The following is a 19,635-nucleotide window of genomic DNA, read 5'->3' as shown; positions in this document are numbered from 1 at the left end:
CATCATGAACAAACGTACGCTTATCCAGTCGGCCCTCGCGCTGGCCCTGGCCACTTCTTTCTCCACCGGCGTGCTGGCGCAGGACAAACCGATCAAAATCGGCGTCACCGCCGGCCCACACGCGCAGATTTTTGAGCAGGTCAAAAAGATCGCCGCCAAGGACGGCCTGAACATCCAGGTCGTCGAATTCAGCGACTACATCCAGCCCAACGCCGCTTTGGCGTCCGGCGACCTCGACGCCAACAGTTACCAGCACAAACCTTTCCTGGACCTGCAGGTGCAAGACCGTGGCTACAAGATTGTCTCGGTGGGTTACACCGTCAACTTCCCGATCGGCCTGTATTCCAAAAAGGTCAAAAGCCTGGCCGAGCTGAAAGAGGGCGCGCGTTTCGGCATCCCCAACGACCCGACCAACGGCGGCCGCGTCTTGCTGGTGCTGCAGGACAAGGGCCTGATCAAGCTCAAGCCCGGTGTCGGCCTGAAAGCCACGCCTCTGGACGTGATCGAGAACCCCAAGAAACTCAAGTTTGTCGAGCTTGAAGCCGCGCAACTGCCGCGTTCGCTGGACGACCTGGACGCCTCGGCCGTCAACACCAACTTTGCACTGTCCGCCGGCCTGAACCCCAAGGACGCGATTGCCCAGGAAGGCGCCAAGTCGCCTTACGTGAACATCCTGGCCGTGCGCGCCGCCGACAAGGACAAGCCATGGGTCGCCAAGTTGCTCAAGGCTTACCAGTCCGAAGAAATCCGCAAGTTCATCCAGACCGAGTTCAAGGGTTCGGTGCAGGCCGGCTTCTAAACAGCAGGTGTATCCAACGGCAACTGCCTGGGCTTGATTTTTAAATAAATCGGGCTATCCCCCTTGTCCACCGGGCGCAAGCAGCTATGAAAAAAATAGTGAGCCGGAAGGGGCAGGGCAGGGCTGTTGCGCATCCTGGGGCCATTCGGCTGGTAAAATGGAGGCTTCCCGCGTTTGATTTTCAGGCGGGAACCCCCAGCTACCGTGCATGACTACCACCCAAACCCCTTCATCCAGCGCGAGCCTGACCGTGACGCACGTGCTGGCCGAGTTGCTTGAGCGGCTGGAGCACAGTGCCGAGCCGGTCGGGCCTGAGCAATACCTCTCCGTGGTGAACCACCTGGTTCATGCCTTTGAGGATGTGGCGCCCGGTCTGGCATTGGGGGCTTTGCTCGATACTCACCCGGCCGCGGCCGAGTTGTACGAAAATATCAACTACCAGTACGCCGGCCTGTGCCGCTCACCGCTGGAAAGTTCACTCAGCGCCGAGCAACAAGCCAGGCAAGCGATAGAACGCGCAATGCGTCCACCCACCAACAAAGGAAACCCCAATGGCCAGAGCTGATGCCAAAACCACTGTCCTTGCCGACGGGCTGCGCTACAAGTCCAAGGTGTCGGGCTCGCCTTTTGTGGCGTCCGCATCTTTCGGCGCGGCCACGATGTCGTGTTTCATGTGCGGCAAACACCGGCCCCGTTCGCAGATGGGCACACGCAAGGTGCTGGGCAAGTCCCACGCCGTGTGTGCGCCTTCCTGCAAGGCGCTGGACGAAGCCAGCAGCAGCTAACCCTGCTCAGCAACAAAGCGGGCGGGCGCGATGACTGATTCCCTTCACATCGTCTGCCCGCACTGCCACACCACCAACCGCGTCAGGCAGGGCGATCTGGCCCAGGCGCCCGACTGCGGCAGTTGCCACCAGGCCTTGTTCACAGGCCGGCCGGCGGCGCTGGGTGAAGCCGCGTTTGAGCGCCACCTCACCCGCAGCCAGATTCCGCTACTCATCGATTTCTGGGCGCCCTGGTGCGGCCCCTGCCTGCAGATGGCGCCGGCCTATGAACAGGCGGCGGCGCAACTGGAGCCCCGCTTTCGTGTGGCCAAGGTCAACACCGAAGAAGCCAGCGCCTTGGGCGCACGATTCAATATTCGCAGCATTCCGACCCTCGCACTTTTTGTGGGTGGCCGTGAAGTGGCGCGCCAGCCCGGTGCCATGGGTGCGGCCGACATCGTGCGCTGGGCACAGTCGCACCTGCCAGCCGACTTGCGCTGAAGCCTGTTGCTGCATTCCGGAGCCCATGCCATGAATGCCCATGCCAAACCCGACCCGGTGCTCCAGCCCGACCTGGCCATCGACCATATCCTGGGGCCGGTATCGGCCGGCGTGACGCTGGTCGAATACGGCGATTTTGAATGCCCGTCCTGCGCCCAGGCGCATTCGGCCATGAAAGTTTTGCGTGCACATTTCGGCCGGCAACTGTGTTTTGTCTACCGCCACTACCCGCAGCGCCGGGTCCACCCCGATGCCGAACTGGCGGCCGAAGCCGCTGAGGCCGCGGCGGCCCAGGGCAAGTTCTGGCCGTTTCACGACCTTTTGTTCGAGAACCAGCAACACCTCAAAGAAAAACACCTGGCCGCGTATGCCGGCCGGCTGGACCTGGACCTGGCCCGCTTCCAGAACGAAATGAACGACCATGTCTACCTGCAGCGTGTGCAGGAGCATCTGCACAGCGGGCAATACCTGGGCCTGCGCAGCACGCCGGCGTTTTACGTCAACGGCCATTTCACCGACGTGTCGTTCGGTCTGCGCCACCTGCATGAGGCGATTGAGCAGGCATTGGCGGCCGCGAATTAGTTGCTATCAATAGCGTAGCTGCTTGCGTCCGTCCTGCCTGGACTGGATGCCTTTTTTGTGCATAAACTCGGCAAAAGCCGCGTCATGACGCAGATGTCCGTTTCCGGCGAGTCTGAACGCGCTGGCTGCCCCAAACTCGGCGCCATGACCTTGTTTTCCACCCCACACATCCAAACCCCGCCCACAGGCGCGGCGTTGCCGTGGCCTTTGCTGCTCGACACCTTGCAAACCCGCGGCAGCGTGGTGCTGCCTCAACTGCTGAGCGCCGCTGAATGCCAGGCCATCGCCGGGCTTTACCCTCAAGCAGAGCATTTCCGTAGCCGGGTGGTGATGGCGCGCCATGGTTTTGGCCAGGGCGAGTACCAATATTTCAGCTACCCCTTGCCCGAGCTGGTGCAGGAACTTCGCAGCAGCTTGTACCCCCGCCTGGTGGGGGTGGCGAATCGCTGGAACGAAGCCATGGGTATAGACGTTCGTTACCCGGCCGAGCACGCCGCTTTTCTGGCGCGTTGCCATGCGGCAGGGCAGACCCGCCCGACACCGCTGCTGCTGCAATACGCAGAAGGCGACTACAACTGCCTGCACCAGGACCTGTACGGCGACCATGTGTTTCCGCTGCAGGTGGCGGTGTTGCTGTCGCGGCCGGGGGAAGATTTCAGCGGCGGCGAGTTTGTGCTGACCGAGCAGCGCCCGCGTATGCAGTCGCGGCCCGAGGTGGTGCCGCTGGCCCAAGGCGATGCGGTGGTTTTTGCCGTGCACCACCGGCCGGTGCAGGGCAGCAAGGGCTTTTACCGCGTCAACATGCGCCATGGCGTGAGCCAGCTACGCTCCGGCCATCGCCACACACTGGGTGTGATTTTTCATGATGCGCAGTAGCATGAGTGGACGCGACTGCACGAACAGGACACCGTTTGACCGCAGACCTTTTTGATGACTTGCCCGTACTCGGGCCCGCGCATGAACTCATCGCGCCGGGCGCCGTCTTGCTGCGCGGTTTTGCCCGGGAGCTTGATGCGGCCCTGCTGCAGGCCCTGGACGATGTCATTGCCCAGGCGCCTTTGCGCCACCTCGTTACCCCCGGCGGCTACACCATGTCGGTGGCCATGAGCAACTGCGGCCCGCTGGGTTGGGTGTCGGATCGCAGCGGTTACCGCTACGACGCGCTGGACCCGCGCTCGGGCCGGCCCTGGCCGGCGATGCCGGCGTGCTGGATGGACCTCGCGGTGCGGGCCGCCGCGCAGGCCGGCTTCGCGCAGTTCCGGCCCGACGCCTGCCTCATCAACCTGTACGAACCCGGCGCGAAACTTTCGCTGCACCAGGACAAGGACGAGAAAGATTTCTCCGCGCCAATTGTGTCCGTGTCGCTGGGCTTGCCCGCGGTGTTTTTGTTTGGCACCTCGCATCGCAGCGATCGCCCGCGGCGCCACTGGCTGAGCCACGGCGACGTGGTGGTCTGGGGTGGGCCGGCGCGGCTGGCTTATCACGGGGTTGCGCCGCTGGCCGACGGCGAACACGCCTTGCTGGGCCGGCGCCGCATCAACCTCACTTTTCGGCAGGCCGGCTGATTTTTAAGTCAAAAAGCCTCCTGGCCTCCGAAGGGTAAGCGCGGCAAGCTATCGAAAGCATAGCGATCGGAGGCCGGTCTGACGCCTGCAAGCCCCTGTCGCTGAGGGTTTCCACGCCCGGCTTTTCATCGTCTAATGGGCGTGTATTCAGCGCCTGATGCGCTGGGTCATGGCACGCTGGAGTTACCTCATGGCTGACGCTTCATTTGACAACGCGCCTCCCGATTTGCCTGCTGAGGGCACAAGCCGGCGCCACCAGATGTTTCCTGTCCTCAGCGAAGACGATATCGCGCGCATGCAGCGTTTTGGCCAGGTGCTGCACTTCGGGCGCGGTGAGCGCCTGTTTGCCGCCGGCGAGCCCAGCCCAGGCATGTTTGTTGTGCTCAAGGGCGAACTGGCCGTCACCCAGCGTGACGGCCTGGGCCATGTGGTGCCGGTGGTCACGCACAGGCGCGGCGAGTTTTCGGCAGAAGTGGGCCAGCTCTCGGCCCGTCCCTCACTGGTGGACGGCCATGCACAGGCCGATGTTGACGCACTCCTGATCGCACCCGAGCAGTTGCGCGCGCTCATCATTGCCGAGGCGGACCTGGGCGAGCGCATTGTGCGCGCGCTGATTTTGCGGCGCGTGGCCCTGATTGAAGCGGGCGCCAGCGGTCCGGTGCTGATAGGCCAGCCGCAGTCGGCGGGCGTGATTCGCCTGCAGGGGTTTTTAAACCGCAACGGCCAGCCGCACCACGTCATGGACATCAGCCGGGACGCAGATGCCGCCGCGCTGCTCGAGCAGTACAGCGCGGGCGCCGCAGACATGCTGGCGGTGTGCCCGAACGGTTCGGTGCTGCTCAACCCGACAGAGGGCGAACTTGCCCGCTGCATAGGCATGGTGGACACGGCCGACCACGACGAGTTGTTTGACGTCATCGTCGTCGGTGCCGGACCGGCCGGCCTGGCGACGGCGGTGTATGCCGCATCGGAAGGTCTGCATGTGCTGGTGCTCGACTGCCGGGCCTATGGCGGCCAGGCCGGCGCCAGTGCGCGCATTGAAAACTACCTGGGTTTTCCCACCGGCATCTCGGGTCAGGCGCTGGCCGGCCGGGCTTTTGTGCAGGCCCAGAAGTTTGGCGCTGAACTGCTGATCCCGGCGCAGGCGAAATCGCTGGATTGCAGCTACAAGGCCAGCGATGGCGAATTGCGCCTGGAACTGACCGACGGCCGGCACCTGCGCGCCAGAACCGCCGTGGTTGCCAGCGGTGCCCGTTATCGCCGGCCGGACGTGCCGCGCCTCGCGGAGTTTGAAGGCCGCGGTGTCTGGTACTGGGCTTCCGCGCTGGAGGCCAAGATGTGCAGCCAGACCGAAGTCGCACTCGTAGGCGGTGGCAACTCGGCCGGCCAGGCCGCGGTGTTTTTGTCGCAACATGCGGCCAAAGTGAACATGCTGGTGCGCGGCCCCAGTCTGGCGGCCAGCATGTCGCGCTACCTGATCGACCGCATTGACGCCGCGTCCAATATCGAACTGCTGCCGCATACGGAGCTGGCTTCGCTGCAAGGCGACCCTGGGACAGGCCTGACGTCCATTGGCTGGCGCAACCGCGAAAAAGGCATCGAGCAGCAAGCCGCGATACGCAATGTCTTCCTCTTTGTGGGGGCAGACCCCGAAACGGAATGGCTCACCAACTGTGGCGTGGCAATTGACGCGCATGGTTTTGTGCTCACGGGCGACAAGGTCGCCAGCCATGATCCGGCCCATACAACCGCGCCGCTGGAGACCAGCATCCCGGGCCTCTTTGCCGTGGGTGATGTGCGCAGCGGCTCGGTCAAACGCGTGGGCGGCGCGATAGGCGAGGGCGCGGCGGCGGTGGCGATGATTCACCAGAACCTGGCGGCGATGAATGGCAACAAGACTGCCGCCTGACCGGCAATGACATTAGACTGTTCCAACCCCGGAGTCCTGACATGCGCATCGAACCCTGCTCCCATGTCCCTGCTGAGATCCATGCACCCCATTCCTTACGGGGTTGTGAAGAATGTCTACGGACGGGCGACAGCTGGGTGCATTTACGGCTGTGCGTGCATTGCGGCCATGTGGGCTGCTGTGACGACTCCAAGAACAAACATGCGACCAAACACCATGCCGCGACCGGGCATGCGGTGATCCAGTCCCTGGAGCCGGGGGAGGGCTGGATGTGGTGTTATGCGCATGAATTGCAGGTGGGCTAGCCCGGGCGCCTCCATTCACCTCTGCTCTAGCCTCACTTCACCTTGATGAATTCCGTGACCGCAACTTCCACCGGATCGGAGCGTGGGCTGCGTTGCCAGTGTTCGTCCGCGGCTTTTTCTATCGCTTCTTTGTTGAAGACCCCTTTGGACAGGTCGGACCAGACGTGGACATAGGTTTGGCACCAGAGTTCTTTGTCCTCTTTGACTTTTTTCTCCGCAAACTCCGGATTGAGTTTTGTGTCCATCCAGACATCCTAGCGGGCTATGGGTCACGCCGTCCATGCCCAGGTGAAATGATGGGCAGAATGTGCCCATGAGCGATTTACGTTGGCGGTACGAAAGCGCGGTGACCACCCTGGGCGAACAAGTCGCCCGCATGCTGGCGTCCGGCATGGCCGAAGAAAGCGTGGCGCTCTGGGCGGTTGCGCAGCGGAATCAGCTCAAGCAGGTCTACCGCGACATGACGCCGCCGGAGGTGCTGGCAACCATAGAGGCGCGGTCCCTGGCGCAATACGGAAACGTCCTTGGGCCGTCGCTGGCGCAGCTCCGGGCGGACGGAAAATCCTGGGCCGCGATTGCCGTCGCGGCCGGGCGCCCGGGGACATTGCCCCAAAGCCGTCCCGCCGAGACGAAGCTCACACCAGGCGCTTGATCGCCTTCTTTTTCCACACCAGCCGGTAATACGCCGTCTGCAAAGTCAGCATCGCAATAAACGTCACCGGGTAGGCAATCCAGATGCCGTTGATGCCTATGCGCTGGCTCATGAACCAGGCCACCGGCACCTCGACCGCCATGATGCAGAAAATCGCGATGCCTGTGGGCACCAGTACCGAGCCGCTGGCGCGCATGACGCCGGACAACACCGAAGCCATGCCGAAGATCACGGTGCTCCACAGCATGATGTGCAGCAAGGTCTGGGCGATTTCGATCACCGGGGCGCTGGTGATGAAAAACCGACCAGGTAACGCGAGAGCAAATAACCCAGCAGCACCAGCGAACCGGTCAGCACCAGGTTCATCATCAGGCCGGTACGGGCGATGGCACCCAACTGGTCGGCGCGGCCGGCGCCTATGGCCTGGGCGCCCAGGATGGAGGCGGTGATGGCGATAGAGATCGCCGGGAACTGCACATAAGCCACCACCTGGTTCACCGCGCCATAGGCGGCCGTGGCATTCGAGCCATAGCTGTTGACCATGGACAGAAGCGCGACTTCGGCCAGCGAAATCACAATCATCTGCACGCCGGTGGGCACGCCGACCTTGAGCACGGTTTTCAGGATGCCCGGGTTGATACGCAGGCTGTGCGCAAAAGCGGCATCGGGTGCCAGCGGACTGCCGATGCGACGCAGGCGAAACCCCAGCCAGGTGGTGGCCAGGATAAAGGACACCACCGTGGCGGCCGCGCCGCTGGCCACACCCAGCATGGGCAGGCCGAACCAGCCGCGTATCAGCGCCGGCGTGAGCAGCAGGCCGATCACGGTGGAAATCGCCAGCGTGTACAGCGGCGTGACCGTGTCGCCCACGCCGCGCAACATGGCGGTCGAAAGCAAAAACACAAACAGCCCCGGCATCGCGATCAGCATGATGCGGGCGTACACCGTGGCGTCTGCCAGGATGTCGGGCGGCGTGCCGAGCAGGTCCATCATGGGCCGGGTGAAGGTGCCGCCAAACACCGCGACCAGCAGCCCGAAGGCCACACCCACCGTGAGTGTGGTGCCGGCCACGGCCTTGACCTTGCCGACATCACCCGCGCCCCAGGCCTGGCCGATCAGCACCGAGGCGCCGGCGCCCAGGCCTATGGTGAAGGCAATGAAGAAAAACATCACCGGGAAAAAACTCGACACCGCCGCCAGCGCGCCGACGCCCAGCATCTGGCCCAGATAGACATTGTTGAGCGTGCCCGAGAGCGACTGCAGGATGTTGCTGAGCAACATGGGCGCGAGAAACGCCAGAAAAATTTTCCAAAGCGGGCCTTTGGGCGTGGGCGGGCGGCGCCGTGCCGCGGCAGCGGGGGCCGCTGGCGCAGTCATTTCGCCGGCCACGGCCCGGTCTGGGGTGGGTTCGGTCATGGCAGGTGGTTTCATGAATTTTTAGCGCAGGATATAAGCTGCCAGAACACTTTGCACTTCATAAATGCTCAGTTTCTTGTTGAAGCGCTTTTGTACAGGCGCAGCCATCCCGGAAATCCAGATTTTCAGTTCGGCATCGAGGTCGAAATGGCCGCCGGTCTCCACGCTGAAATGCGTGATGCTTTTGTAGGGAATCGAGTGGTATTCCACCTTGCTGCCCGTCATGCCTTGTTTGTCGACGAGAACAAGACGCTTGTTGGTGAACACAAAGTAGTCACGGATCAATTGGTAAGCATGTTCGACTTGCTCGCCCGTGGAGAGTATCTGACTGAATTCTTGCTGAATCTTGCCGGCATCGATCTTTGACGCATTCCCCAATATTCCGTCCAGCAAGCCCATGAAAAATCCTTGGTGACAATCGTTGTTGAGATCTTGATGCCAGGCGCGTGGCCTGGACCAAGTCATTCTAGGCTGTGAGTTTGAACAGGGTTCTAACGTTGGTTCAATCCGCAAGCTCCCACTGCGGGTTCCACGCCACTTCCCACACATGCTGGTCCGGGTCCTGGAAGTAGCCGGCATAACCGCCCCAGAAGGTGTCCTGCGCCGGTTTCACGATAGTCGCGCCGGCCGTGGCGGCTTGCGCCATCACAGCATCAACCTCGGCTTTGGACCCAACGTTGTGCCCCAGGCTGAATTCGGTCGGATTCGCTTGACCAGCGGGCAGACCGGTATCGTGCGCCAGGCTTTGGCGCGGCCAGAGCGCCAGCTTCAGCCCGGCCTGCAGCTCAAAAAAGGCGACGGCGCCATGTTCAAACTCTGTGCCGATGATGCCCTCGGTCTTCAGGCCCAGGCCGTCGCGATAAAACATCAGTGCGCGTTCCAGGTCGTCCACGCCCAGGGTGATGAGGCTGATGCGGGGTTTCATGTGGGTTTCTCCTCAGGGTTTGTTTTGCCTTTTTCAATCAGCCCCGCCAGCAGGCTGAGCTGCTCCTTCTGAATGGCCAGCAGTTCACCCCATTGGCCTTCCCGCAACAAGTCCAGCTTTTCGTGCAGCAGCATGATTTCAAGCTCGGCCTTCAGGTTGACTTCGTAGTCATGTTCTGCACTGAGCCGGTCTTTTTCGGCTTGCCGGTTCTGCGACATCAGGATGATGGGCGCCTGAATCGCGGCCAGCATGGAGAGCACCAGGTTGAGCAGGATGTAGGGGTAGGGGTCAAAACTCGTGTTGTACCTGGCCAGAATCAGCGAGTTCAGGCCTACCCAGGCGACCAGGACCACCGCGAAGATCATGATGAATGTCCAGGAACCGCCAAAACCCGCCACCAGATCGGCGGCGCGTTGGCCGGTGGTGGTCCTGGCATCAAACTCCGTGACCGTGTTTCTGGCGATGTGTTTGCGTCCGGCGATGTGGCGCGCCACTTTTTGAGTGCGTTCGTCCAGGGCTTCGTACGGCATGCCCAGCTGCTTGGCTGCAATCTCTTCAGGTTTTTTCATGGTGGCTTGACGTGAGTTCGGGTGGTCAGCGGGGCCCGGCGTAGCGTAAAACCGCTGTGCGGGGGCATGCCTGCATTCTGAACCTCCGTCGCTCGTCGTTGCGGCCCCTTGCATGGCCAGCACGATTCCCGGCCACTCCGCATAATGGGCGGGCCACTTCATTTTCAAATCCCGTCCACCCTCTTTTCCAGGAGAAGCTCATGGCTCAATACAAAATTGCCGTTGTTGTCGGCAGTCTGCGCAAGGATTCGTTTAACAAAAAGCTGGCGCTGGCGCTGGCCAAACTGGCACCGTCCGACTTCTTGTTCGAGCAGGTGCGGATTGACGACTTGCCGCTGTACAACCAGGACGACGATGGCCATCCGGCCGAACAGGTGAAACGCCTGAAGTCGCACATCCTGGAGTCACAGGGTTTGTTGTTTGTCACGCCGGAGTACAACCGCTCGATGCCGGGTGTGCTGAAAAATGCGATTGACCATGCCTCGCGCCCTTATGGGCAAAGCGCCTGGGCCGGCAAACCCGCAGGGGTGATCGGAATCTCCGTCGGCGCCATTGGCACGGCATTGGCCCAGCAGCACCTGCGCAACGTTCTGGCTTACCTCGACGTGCCGGTACTGGGCCAGCCCGAGGCTTTTGTCCAGGCCAAAGAGGGGGTTTTCAATGCGGACGGCAGCGCTGGAGATGGCATCAAAAAGTTTTTGCAGGGCTGGATGGATGCTTACGTGGCCTTTGTCAAAAAACCGCGTTAAAAAGACAGTCCGAAAAAAAAAGCCCGCAGCTGCGGGCTTTTTTGATTGCAGCGCCTGATCAGCGCCACATCAGCTTCGTGGGCTCAGGCGGCCAGGGCAGCTTGTTCCTGGTTGGCCGCCGTCTGGACTTGCGCCTTGATCTCAAGGGCCGCGGCCGTCACCGCCGCCGCCTTGGCGGTATCACCCATGGCCAGGCCTTCGGCGCGCACGATACGCACATCGGTCATGCCCATAAAACCAAAGACGGTTTTCAGGAAACTTTCCTGGTGTTCCATCGCATTGCCGGCATCGCTGGTGGAATAAGCGCCGCCGCGGGTGGACGCCACGATCACGGTTTTGCCGGTGGCCAGGCCAACCGGGCCTGTTTCGGTGTACTTGAAGGTACGGCCGGCTTGGGCCACACGGTCAATCCAGGCCTTGAGCTGGGTCGGGATGGTGAAGTTGTACATCGGTGCGCCCACGACGATCACGTCGGCGGCCAGGAGCTGTGACACCAGGGCTTCGGACACGGCGTTTTCGCGCTTTTGCACATCGCTCAGTTCAGCACTTGCGGGCGCCCGAAAACCCAGGGACTCGGCCGAGAGGTGGCTGGGCGTGTCCACGGCCAGGTCCAGGTAGCTGACTTCGGTGGCCGGATTGGCCGCGCGCCAGGAGGCAACGATCTGGGCCGTGAGTTGGCGCGAAACCGAGTTGCCGCCAAGAATGCTGGAGTCGATGTGAAGAAGCTTGCTCATGATGAATTCCTTTGAAGATGTGAATCGGGTGGTGGCCGTGTTCACCGTGAATCGCAGCCATGGATAGATTGTGCTGTTGAGTCGATTGATTGATAAGTCGGCAAAATTGCGATTAATTGTTCTATTGGTGGGACAATTGGAGCCATCAAACCTTTGAGGAACGCCCACATGCAGGATTTGAACGACATGGTGTATTTCGCCGAGGTAGCGGAGCGGGGCGGTTTTGCGGCGGCGGGGCGGGCGCTGGGTTTACCCAAATCGCGCTTGTCGCGGCGTGTGGCCGAACTGGAGGCGCAACTGGGCGTGCGGCTGCTGCAGCGCACCACGCGCAAACTGTCGCTGACCGAGGCCGGCGCGCTTTACCTGCGCCACTGCGTGGCCATGCGCGAAGAGGCACTGGCCGCCGGCGAAGCGGTGGCGCAGATGCAGATGGAGCCGCGCGGCACCTTGCGTGTGACCTGCCCGGTGACTCTGGCGCAGGGCACGCTGGGTTATCTGATTCCGCGCTACCTGGCCAAACACCCGCAGGTGAAGCTGGACATGCGCGTGACGAACCGCGTGGTGGACCTGGTGGAGGAGGGCATCGATGTCGCGCTGCGGGTACGGCCCACCCTGGATGACAGCGGCAGCCTGGTGATCAAAAACCTGGGCGCCACGGGCGGCCAGTTGCTGGCCAGCCCGGCGCAACTGCAGCGCCAGGGTACGCCCAAGGGGCCGCAAGACCTGGCCAGGCTTGACACCATCGCCATGTCGGCCAGCGACGGGCGCAGCAGCTGGACGCTGATAGGCCCCGAGGGCCAGGAGTTTGTGCTCCAGCACCAGCCGCGTTTTGTGGCCGACGATTTGTTGACCCTGAAGCTGGCGGTGATGGCCGGCAGCGGCATCAGTTTTCTGCCGGACACCATCAGCCAGGCCGAGTTGCAAGCCCAGTTGCTGGTGCCGGTCTTGCCGGGCTGGGCGCCCCCGCCGGGCGTGGTGCATGCGGTGTTTCCCTCACGCCGCGGCCAGGTGCCGTCGGTGCGCAGCTTTCTGGATTTCCTGGGGGAACACATGCAGGGCGACCGGCTGGTTTAACGGCGCCCCTGAGCCGCTCTTGTTTTGATAGCTGCTTGCGCCCGTAGTAATTGGGCTGGAGGCATATTTGATGTTCAATCGTAGCGTTGGTCAGACGCCAGCCGATTTTTCGCTGTGTATTGTCATCATCCGCCGCGGGTCAGGAGGTTCACTCCAGCCCGGCCTTCCGTAAGGCCAAGGCCCGCTTGAACAGGCCACGACAGGCAAATCTTGTATCAACGCCGCGGGCGGGCGCGGCAAATGCCGCAAGCCATGCCGCACACAGGGCCGCGCAGTGGTGAACGCAAGTGGCTGGTCGTTTGGGGCCGGTTGTGTGACGGGGACAGCAGCCGGGTTTGTTGCGTAACAGGCGAGCCGGGCAAGCCTTGTGGTGCAAGCCGGCGGCCGTGTTTTGTAAGCCTCGGTGCCGGGTTTGTAAATCTTTATATTCATTTATGGAGATAAATTAAGAGCGATATATTCTTTTGAGTTTTAGCCTTTGCTCTCCACAATGATTGTCATGGTGTTTTTTGTAGCACCCGCAACCCATCAGGAGCACTTTATGGCGACTCTCAGACTTGGCGACACCGCCCCCGATTTCACGCAGGAATCCACCGCCGGCACCATCTCTTTTCACGAATGGGCGGGTGATTCATGGGTGGTGTTGTTTTCGCATCCGGCTGATTTCACCCCGGTGTGCACCACGGAACTCGGCAAAACTGCGGCCCTGAGCGGTGAATTTGCCAAACGCGGCGTCAAACCTATCGCCGTCAGCGTGGACCCGCTGGACTCGCACCAGCAATGGGTGAGCGACATCAACGACACGCAAAACACCACGGTGAACTTCCCCATCCTGGCCGATGCCGACAAAACCGTGGCCAACCTCTACGACATGATTCACCCGAAGGCGCTGACCAACGCCACCGTGCGCAGCGTGTTCATCATCGACCCGAAAAAGGTCATACGCACCACCTTTACCTATCCCGCCAGCACCGGCCGCAATTTCGACGAAATCCTGCGTGTGATCGACTCGCTGCAACTGACCGACGGCCACAAGGTGGCGACACCGGTCAACTGGAAAGACGGCGACGACGTGGTCATCCTGCCCAGCATCCAGGATCCGGCCGAATTGGCCCAGCGTTTCCCCAAAGGCTTTAATGCCGTGCGGCCGTATCTGCGCATCACGCCGCAGCCTAACAAGTAACCACTCAAAGAAGTAACCACTCCAAGATCGGCCTCGCAGCGTGCGTTTCATCATTGTTCCCGGCTGGCGCGACTCCGGCCCCGGCCACTGGCAAAGCCTGTGGGCCGACCGCCTGGACGATGCCGTGCGGGTACAGCAGGACGACTGGATCACGCCTTCGCGTCCGGCCTGGGTGGCTTCGCTGGCCCGCACCATCCTGCTGCAACAGGAGCCGGTGGTCATCGTGGCGCACAGCCTGGGCTGTATTGCCACGGCGCATCTGCCGGCCGAGGTGGCGGCCCGTATCCACGGGGCTTTGCTTGTGGCGCCGGCCGATCCGGAGCGGCGCGCCATCCTGAGCGACTTTGCGCCCGTGCCGTATCAGAAGTTGCCTTACCGCAGCGTGCTGGTGGCCAGCAGCAACGACCCGTATTGCCCGGTGCGCCTGGCCGGGGCTTATGCCCGGGCCTGGGGCAGTGAATTTGTCCGCATCCAGGATGGCGGCCACATCAACATCGAATCGGGCCACGGCGAATGGCCGCTGGGTGCGGCCCTGCTGCAATCGCTGGCCGGTGATGCGCCCGTGGCCTCGCGCCTGCATCAATCGCTTTCTTCCTCTTCTTCTTTTCCTTCTTCCTCTGCTTCTCTGGAAACTGTATGACCTCCAAAATCAAACTCGCTCTTGCATCCATCGCGCTGGCCACAGGCGGCCTGGCGTCTGCCCAGACCCTGCTCAACGGCTCTTATGACGTGGCGCGCGAGTTCTACAAGGACTACAACGCGGCCTTTATTTCCAACTACAAAAAGACCACCGGCAAAGATGTCAAGGTGGACCAGTCCCACGCCGGCTCCAGCGCCGTGGCGCGCGCCGTGGCCGACGGCCTGGACGCCGACGTGGTGACCATGAATACCACGACCGACATCGAGTTCCTGGCCGACAAGGGACTGGTGGCCAAAGACTGGGCCAAACGGTTTCCGAATGACGCCTCGCCCACCACCTCGACCATGTTGTTCCTGGTGCGCAACGGCAACCCCAAAAACATCAAGGACTGGAACGACCTGATCAAGCCCGGCGTGCAGGTGATTGTGGTCAACCCCAAAACCGGCGGCAACGGCCGTTACGCCTACCTGGGCGCCTGGGGCTCGGTGCGCAAAAACGGCGGCACCGATGCGCAGGCCGCCGAGTTTGTCAGCAAGCTCTACAAAAACGTGCCGGTGCTGGCCAAGGGCGGGCGTGACGCCACCGCCACCTTCCTGCAGCGCAACATTGGCGACGTGTTGATCACCTTTGAGTCCGAAGTCTTGTCCATCAATCGCGAGTTTGGCGAAGGCAAGGTTGACGCGATTTACCCGTCCGTCAGCATCGTGGCGGAAAACCCGGTGGCCGTGGTCGAACGCACCGTGGCCAAAAAAGGCACGGGCGAACTCGCCAAGGCTTACCTGAACTACCTGTACTCGGATGAAGGCCAGGAGATCGCCGCCAAACATGCGCTGCGCCCACGTTCGCAAGCCATCCTGAAAAAATATTCCAACATCTTCAAGCCATTGCAGCTGTTCACGGTGAAGGACTATTTCGGCTCCTTGAGCGAAGCGCAAAAAGTCCACTTCAACGACGGTGGCCTGTTCGACAAGATCTACACCGTCAAGTAATTACATGACTGCCGCGACCCTTTCCGCGGCGCCGCCCCCGGCGCTGCCGGCCCGGCGTGCCGCCAAAAAAGTCCTGCCGGGTTTCGGTTTGACCTTGGGCTACACGCTGTTTTATCTCAGCATCATTGTGCTGATTCCGCTGTCGGCGCTGTTGTTCAAGACGTTCTCGTTAAGCTGGGAGCAGTTCATCGCGGCGGTGACGTCGCCGCGTGTCATGGCCTCTTACCGCCTGACCTTTGGCGCTTCGCTGATTGCGGCGCTGGTCAATTTGGTGTTTGGTTTGCTGGTCGCCTGGGTGCTGGTGCGCTACAAATTTCCCGGCAAAAAAATTGTCGATGCGCTGGTCGATTTGCCTTTTGCCCTGCCCACCGCCGTGGCCGGCATTTCGCTGACCGCCATCCTGGCCGGCAATGGCTGGATAGGCCAATACCTGGAGCCGCTGGGCATCAAACTGGCCTTCACGCCGGCCGGTGTGGTGATTGCGCTGATTTTTATCGGCCTGCCGTTTGTGGTGCGCACTGTGCAGCCGGTGCTGGAAGACGCCGAAAAAGAGCTTGAAGAAGCCGCCACCTCGCTGGGCGCAACACGCCTGCAGATTTTCACCAAGGTGATTCTTCCGCACATCGCGCCGGCGCTGCTGACGGGCTTTGCCATGGCTTTTGCACGTGCCATTGGCGAGTACGGCTCGGTGATTTTTATCGCCGGCAACATGCCCATGATTTCCGAAATCACGCCGCTGATCATCATCGGCAAGCTCGAACAATACGACTACGCCGGCGCCACGGCCGTGGCGGTGGTGATGCTGGTGATTTCTTTTGTGCTGCTGCTGGTCATCAATGCGCTGCAAGCCTGGCAGCGGCGCAACACAGGGGCGCCCGCATGAGTGCCACTGCCCGTACCAACACTGCCGGCGCCAGGGCCGGGACCACCGAAGCACCTTGGGTTCGCTACACCTTGATCGGTATCGCGCTGGTCTTCCTGTTTCTTTTCCTGGTGCTGCCGCTGGCCGCCGTCTTCACCGAAGCCTTGCGCAAGGGCTTCGGCGCCTACCTGGCCGCACTGAAAGAACCCGACGCCTGGTCGGCCATCAAACTGACCCTGATCGCTGCCGCGATTGCCGTGCCGCTGAATCTGGTGTTTGGTGTGTCCGCCGCCTGGGCGATTGCCAAGTACGAGTTTCGCGGCAAGTCCTTTTTGACGACCCTGGTGGACCTGCCGTTTTCGGTGTCGCCTGTGGTCGCCGGCCTGATGTATGTGCTGCTTTTCGGCGCCCAGGGCTGGTTCGGCCCCTGGTTGCAGGCACATGACATCAAGATCATTTTTGCGGTGCCAGGCATTGTGCTAGCCACGGTGTTTGTGACTTTTCCCTTCATCGCCCGCGAGCTGATCCCGCTGATGCAGGCCCAGGGCAGCGACGAAGAGCAGGCCGCCATCGTGCTGGGCGCCACCGGCTGGCAGACCTTCTGGCATGTGACCCTGCCCAACATCAAGTGGGGCCTGGTCTACGGCGTGATATTGACCAACGCTCGCGCCATGGGCGAGTTTGGCGCGGTGTCCGTGGTGTCCGGCCACATCCGTGGGCAGACCAACACCTTGCCCTTGCACGTGGAAATTTTGTACAACGAATACCAGTCGGTGGCCGCCTTTGCCGTGGCCTCGTTGCTGGCACTGCTGGCGCTGGTCACGCTGCTGATCAAGTCGGTGGCCGAGTGGCGCGCCGAGCAGGAGCAAAAAGCCGCGGCCGACTTGCCGCCGGAGCGGCCTCCCACCCCCGCCGCACCGCTTGGTGCGTTGTGATTGAGCAGAAACGAGATTCCCATGAGTATTGAAATTCGCAACGTCAGCAAACATTTCGGCAACTTCCAGGCGCTGGGTGACGTCAGCCTGGACATCGCGTCGGGCGAACTGGTCGCCTTGCTCGGCCCCTCGGGTTGCGGCAAAACCACCTTGCTGCGCATCATTGCGGGGCTGGAAACCGCCGACCAGGGCAGCATCTTTTTCAGCGGCGAAGACACCACCGACGTGCATGTGCGCGAGCGGCAGGTCGGTTTTGTGTTCCAGCATTACGCCTTGTTCCGCCACATGACGGTGTTTGAAAACGTCGCCTTTGGCCTGCGTGTCAAGCCGCGCGGTATGCGCCCCAGCGACGCCGACATCAAGAAAAAAGTGCACGAGCTGCTGAGCCTGGTGCAGCTCGACTGGCTGGCCGATCGTTTTCCGTCACAACTCTCCGGCGGCCAGCGCCAGCGGATTGCACTGGCTAGGGCCCTGGCGGTCGAGCCCAAGGTCCTGCTGCTGGACGAACCGTTTGGCGCCCTCGACGCCAAGGTGCGCAAAGAGCTGCGCCGCTGGTTGCGCCGCCTGCACGACGACCTGCATGTCACCAGTATTTTTGTCACGCACGACCAGGAAGAAGCCCTGGAAGTGGCCGACCGCGTGGTGCTGATGAACCAGGGCCAGGTCGAACAAATCGGCTCGCCGCAACAGGTCTGGGACCACCCGGCCAGTCCCTTTGTCTATGGTTTTTTGGGTGATGTGAACCTGTTTCACGGCCGCGCCCACGAAGGCCAGATCCAGCTCGAAGGTATGCGCCTGGACTCGCCCGAACACAGCGGCGCCCAAAACGCCAAGGCTTTTGCCTATGTGCGCCCGCACGACTTCGATGTGCAGCGTTATACGCCGGGCGCCGAAGGCATTGCCGCGCAACTCAGCCGCGCGATTGTGATCGGCCCGATTGCCCGGCTGGAACTGCTGCCGTCCGAAGAAAGCCAGCAAGCCGACCCGCTGATCGAAGCGCAGATTCCCTCCCAGCAATACCGCGACATGGGTTTGCGCGAGGGCGACCTGCTGGTGCTGACACCGCGCAAGGCGCGGGTGTTTGTGGAGGAGGGGGCGGGGATTTGAGGTTTTTTAAGACGATTGCACTGCGCTGATCTGGACTGTGGCTATCCTCCTTGAATTACGACGATGACCGGGTTTGGGTCTAACGTTTGAGCTAGGCCTCAATTCCCGTAGACACGATGTGCGACATCGTTGCCTTGCAGCGCAGCTTTTGCTTCGGCCGACTCGAGTCCAGCGGGCGAAAACTTGATAGTGATGAGACGCCTGTCGTTTGTCGTAACGCTGAGTCCTGCAGGGCTCGGAGTGGACTCATTGGCCGCTTTAGGCGAAAGGACCACATTGACGACCGTAGAGTAGGTTCCGTTGCGATCTGGGAGTTGAGAACTGAGCTTCTCCAAATAGGTAAGAAGGTACTTCCGGACATCTATGTGAGCCAGAGCTTGCGGCTGGAGCGCAGCCCGAAGATCCAATCGCGCCGAGTGCGCAGGCAGCGACCGAAACTCTAGCATTGGGTTTGACAGAAACTGTGTCAGTCCGACTATGCCAATGATCTCCAGGGCTACAGCGTCGATTGCCTTCTTTCCCGTGTTCTGCACCGTGACGATCGTCTTCAGTTCCTCCTTGAGGATGGTTGGGTCGGTGAAGTCAAAGGTGAAGCGGGACTGGTCAGAGAACGCAAACTCCAGCACGGCAGGTTCCCGAACTAGACCCAGAGAAATTTCGTTCGCTTGGCGCGCGGTCTTCAATGCCTCGGTTGCGATCTGGTTCGTCGTCTTCGTGCCTGCGAATGCGACATAGAGCGCAATTGCGCTAACAACTAAGCTAACTACTGCCGTTAGGGCAGAAACGATCTCCCACTTCAAGGTATCTTCTTCCATCGTTTGCTGAACGATCCGACGGTTATGTTGAGGCCTAACGCCCACGGTAAGCGATGCTGGAGGCCGCAGGCCTGCGCAGCATACTGGCATCCGCTTGACCACCCAGTTAGGCTGGAGGGCGTAGAGGAACGCTGGTTGCGCGACGTTGTTCTAGAGATGATGGCTACCTCTTGCATCAATGATTATTGAAGTTGTTGACTTGGATGTTTTGCGCGTAGTTGTTGATGACGATAGTCACGCGCTCCGGCTCAACATCGGTGCCATTCACGATTACCTTTTCAGGTGGTTTTTCTTTGAACCTATCGTAAAGCCATGCCGCTACTAAATTTACGTCAATGGTGACTGATGCTTCAACAATGAAGCTGAGTACTTTTTCTACCGGTGGAATCCATTCTGCGGAGTCACATGTGAATGCTCGTCTCATTAGGCGCAGACCTTCAATGTTTTGAGCTTGAAGATCTCGCAGGAGGGCCGTGTCAGATGTTTCAATTTCTATGCGCAGAACGGAAGAGGACATGATGTTGTTCCCAAGTTTCGAGTCGGATTAGAGGCCTAACGTG

Annotated in this window: 25 protein-coding genes and 1 pseudogene; 18 read left to right on the top strand and 8 right to left on the bottom strand. The window is 61.2% G+C overall.

What is annotated here, in order from left to right:
- Positions 1-4: 4 nt before the first annotated feature.
- From ACHMXK_RS13060 to ACHMXK_RS13020, 9 genes are all read left to right on the top strand, one after another.
- Positions 5-799 carry a MetQ/NlpA family ABC transporter substrate-binding protein gene (locus ACHMXK_RS13060; RefSeq protein ID WP_397440968.1) on the top strand — a complete coding sequence of 265 codons (795 nt, stop codon included), beginning with the start codon at positions 5-7 and terminating at the stop codon, positions 797-799.
- A gap of 208 nt (positions 800-1,007) precedes the next feature.
- Positions 1,008-1,364 (top strand): hypothetical protein, encoded by a 357-nt coding sequence (locus ACHMXK_RS13055; RefSeq protein ID WP_397440966.1) that lies wholly within the window; start codon positions 1,008-1,010, stop codon positions 1,362-1,364.
- A complete protein-coding gene (locus ACHMXK_RS13050) occupies positions 1,351-1,584 on the top strand; it encodes a hypothetical protein (protein ID WP_397440965.1) in 234 nt (77 codons plus the stop codon). Before ACHMXK_RS13055 ends, ACHMXK_RS13050 begins: the two co-directional genes overlap by 14 nt.
- Positions 1,585-1,614: 30 nt before the next feature.
- The gene (gene trxC, locus ACHMXK_RS13045) at positions 1,615-2,064 is read left to right on the top strand and encodes a thioredoxin TrxC (protein WP_397440963.1); all 450 of its coding nucleotides are present in this window, start codon (positions 1,615-1,617) and stop codon (positions 2,062-2,064) included.
- A gap of 30 nt (positions 2,065-2,094) precedes the next feature.
- Positions 2,095-2,646 carry a DsbA family protein gene (locus tag ACHMXK_RS13040; protein ID WP_397440961.1) on the top strand — a complete coding sequence of 184 codons (552 nt, stop codon included), beginning with the start codon at positions 2,095-2,097 and terminating at the stop codon, positions 2,644-2,646.
- 84 nt (positions 2,647-2,730) lie between these two features.
- On the top strand, positions 2,731-3,522 hold the full coding sequence (locus tag ACHMXK_RS13035; RefSeq protein ID WP_397440959.1) for a 2OG-Fe(II) oxygenase: 792 nt from the start codon (positions 2,731-2,733) through the stop codon (positions 3,520-3,522).
- 35 nt (positions 3,523-3,557) lie between these two features.
- Positions 3,558-4,211 carry a DNA oxidative demethylase AlkB gene (gene alkB / locus ACHMXK_RS13030; protein ID WP_397440957.1) on the top strand — a complete coding sequence of 218 codons (654 nt, stop codon included), beginning with the start codon at positions 3,558-3,560 and terminating at the stop codon, positions 4,209-4,211.
- 190 nt (positions 4,212-4,401) lie between these two features.
- Positions 4,402-6,120, top strand: a complete 1,719-nt coding sequence (locus tag ACHMXK_RS13025) for an FAD-dependent oxidoreductase (protein WP_397440955.1) — start codon at positions 4,402-4,404, stop codon at positions 6,118-6,120.
- Between the two features lie 41 nt (positions 6,121-6,161).
- Complete coding sequence (locus tag ACHMXK_RS13020) at positions 6,162-6,425, top strand: UBP-type zinc finger domain-containing protein (protein ID WP_397440953.1); 264 nt, start codon at positions 6,162-6,164, stop codon at positions 6,423-6,425.
- Between the two features lie 32 nt (positions 6,426-6,457).
- Here ACHMXK_RS13020 and ACHMXK_RS13015 read toward each other — a convergent pair whose 3' ends face one another.
- Complete coding sequence (locus tag ACHMXK_RS13015) at positions 6,458-6,670, bottom strand: hypothetical protein (RefSeq protein WP_397440951.1); 213 nt, start codon at positions 6,668-6,670, stop codon at positions 6,458-6,460.
- Positions 6,671-6,738: 68 nt separating this feature from the next.
- On the opposite strand from ACHMXK_RS13015, the gene ACHMXK_RS13010 reads away from it, so the two are divergent.
- A complete protein-coding gene (locus tag ACHMXK_RS13010; protein ID WP_397440949.1) occupies positions 6,739-7,077 on the top strand; it encodes a hemagglutinin in 339 nt (112 codons plus the stop codon).
- Here ACHMXK_RS13010 and ACHMXK_RS13005 read toward each other — a convergent pair.
- From ACHMXK_RS13005 to ACHMXK_RS12990, 4 genes and pseudogenes are all read right to left on the bottom strand, one after another.
- Positions 7,061-8,358: pseudogene (locus tag ACHMXK_RS13005) on the bottom strand (MATE family efflux transporter). The gene ACHMXK_RS13010 and the pseudogene ACHMXK_RS13005 overlap by 17 nt on opposite strands.
- Positions 8,359-8,514: 156 nt before the next feature.
- Positions 8,515-8,892: a PH domain-containing protein gene (locus tag ACHMXK_RS13000; RefSeq protein WP_397440947.1), complete on the bottom strand. Its 378-nt coding sequence runs from the start codon at positions 8,890-8,892 to the stop codon at positions 8,515-8,517.
- A gap of 103 nt (positions 8,893-8,995) precedes the next feature.
- The gene (locus ACHMXK_RS12995; RefSeq protein ID WP_397440945.1) at positions 8,996-9,418 is read right to left on the bottom strand and encodes a VOC family protein; all 423 of its coding nucleotides are present in this window, start codon (positions 9,416-9,418) and stop codon (positions 8,996-8,998) included.
- A complete protein-coding gene (locus tag ACHMXK_RS12990; protein WP_397440943.1) occupies positions 9,415-9,987 on the bottom strand; it encodes a DUF1003 domain-containing protein in 573 nt (190 codons plus the stop codon). Before ACHMXK_RS12990 ends, ACHMXK_RS12995 begins: the two co-directional genes overlap by 4 nt.
- A gap of 200 nt (positions 9,988-10,187) precedes the next feature.
- On the opposite strand from ACHMXK_RS12990, the gene ACHMXK_RS12985 reads away from it, so the two are divergent.
- Positions 10,188-10,736, top strand: coding sequence for an NADPH-dependent FMN reductase (locus ACHMXK_RS12985; protein WP_397440942.1), 549 nt, complete (start codon positions 10,188-10,190; stop codon positions 10,734-10,736).
- Positions 10,737-10,819: 83 nt separating this feature from the next.
- Here the strand turns inward: ACHMXK_RS12985 and ACHMXK_RS12980 are convergent, their stop codons facing one another.
- A complete protein-coding gene (locus ACHMXK_RS12980) occupies positions 10,820-11,470 on the bottom strand; it encodes an FMN-dependent NADH-azoreductase (RefSeq protein ID WP_397440940.1) in 651 nt (216 codons plus the stop codon).
- A gap of 168 nt (positions 11,471-11,638) precedes the next feature.
- Here ACHMXK_RS12980 and ACHMXK_RS12975 point away from each other — a divergent pair, with 168 nt between their 5' ends.
- From ACHMXK_RS12975 to ACHMXK_RS12945, 7 genes are all read left to right on the top strand, one after another.
- Positions 11,639-12,544: a LysR substrate-binding domain-containing protein gene (locus ACHMXK_RS12975; protein WP_397440938.1), complete on the top strand. Its 906-nt coding sequence runs from the start codon at positions 11,639-11,641 to the stop codon at positions 12,542-12,544.
- Positions 12,545-13,085: 541 nt separating this feature from the next.
- Positions 13,086-13,727 carry a peroxiredoxin gene (locus ACHMXK_RS12970; protein ID WP_397440936.1) on the top strand — a complete coding sequence of 214 codons (642 nt, stop codon included), beginning with the start codon at positions 13,086-13,088 and terminating at the stop codon, positions 13,725-13,727.
- Positions 13,728-13,767: 40 nt separating this feature from the next.
- Positions 13,768-14,367: an RBBP9/YdeN family alpha/beta hydrolase gene (locus ACHMXK_RS12965; protein WP_397440934.1), complete on the top strand. Its 600-nt coding sequence runs from the start codon at positions 13,768-13,770 to the stop codon at positions 14,365-14,367.
- The gene (locus ACHMXK_RS12960) at positions 14,364-15,356 is read left to right on the top strand and encodes a sulfate ABC transporter substrate-binding protein (RefSeq protein ID WP_397440932.1); all 993 of its coding nucleotides are present in this window, start codon (positions 14,364-14,366) and stop codon (positions 15,354-15,356) included. The genes ACHMXK_RS12965 and ACHMXK_RS12960 overlap by 4 nt, the downstream gene beginning before the upstream one ends.
- Before the next feature lie 4 nt (positions 15,357-15,360).
- Complete coding sequence (cysT, locus tag ACHMXK_RS12955; RefSeq protein WP_318408685.1) at positions 15,361-16,239, top strand: sulfate ABC transporter permease subunit CysT; 879 nt, start codon at positions 15,361-15,363, stop codon at positions 16,237-16,239.
- Positions 16,236-17,153, top strand: a complete 918-nt coding sequence (gene cysW / locus ACHMXK_RS12950) for a sulfate ABC transporter permease subunit CysW (RefSeq protein WP_397440929.1) — start codon at positions 16,236-16,238, stop codon at positions 17,151-17,153. Before cysT ends, cysW begins: the two co-directional genes overlap by 4 nt.
- A gap of 21 nt (positions 17,154-17,174) precedes the next feature.
- Entirely contained in the window at positions 17,175-18,260 is a 1,086-nt protein-coding gene (locus tag ACHMXK_RS12945) for a sulfate/molybdate ABC transporter ATP-binding protein (RefSeq protein WP_397440927.1), read from the top strand.
- A gap of 98 nt (positions 18,261-18,358) precedes the next feature.
- Here ACHMXK_RS12945 and ACHMXK_RS12940 read toward each other — a convergent pair whose 3' ends face one another.
- Together ACHMXK_RS12940 and ACHMXK_RS12935 are read right to left on the bottom strand one after the other, a co-directional pair.
- A complete protein-coding gene (locus ACHMXK_RS12940; RefSeq protein ID WP_397440925.1) occupies positions 18,359-19,075 on the bottom strand; it encodes a hypothetical protein in 717 nt (238 codons plus the stop codon).
- Positions 19,076-19,250: 175 nt separating this feature from the next.
- Positions 19,251-19,592, bottom strand: a complete 342-nt coding sequence (locus ACHMXK_RS12935; protein WP_397440923.1) for a hypothetical protein — start codon at positions 19,590-19,592, stop codon at positions 19,251-19,253.
- Positions 19,593-19,635: the final 43 nt, after the last annotated feature.

The organism is Polaromonas sp. UC242_47, assembly GCF_044452385.1.
GTDB lineage: Bacteria > Pseudomonadota > Gammaproteobacteria > Burkholderiales > Burkholderiaceae_C > Polaromonas.
This window is presented reverse-complemented; position numbering and strand designations above follow the sequence as displayed.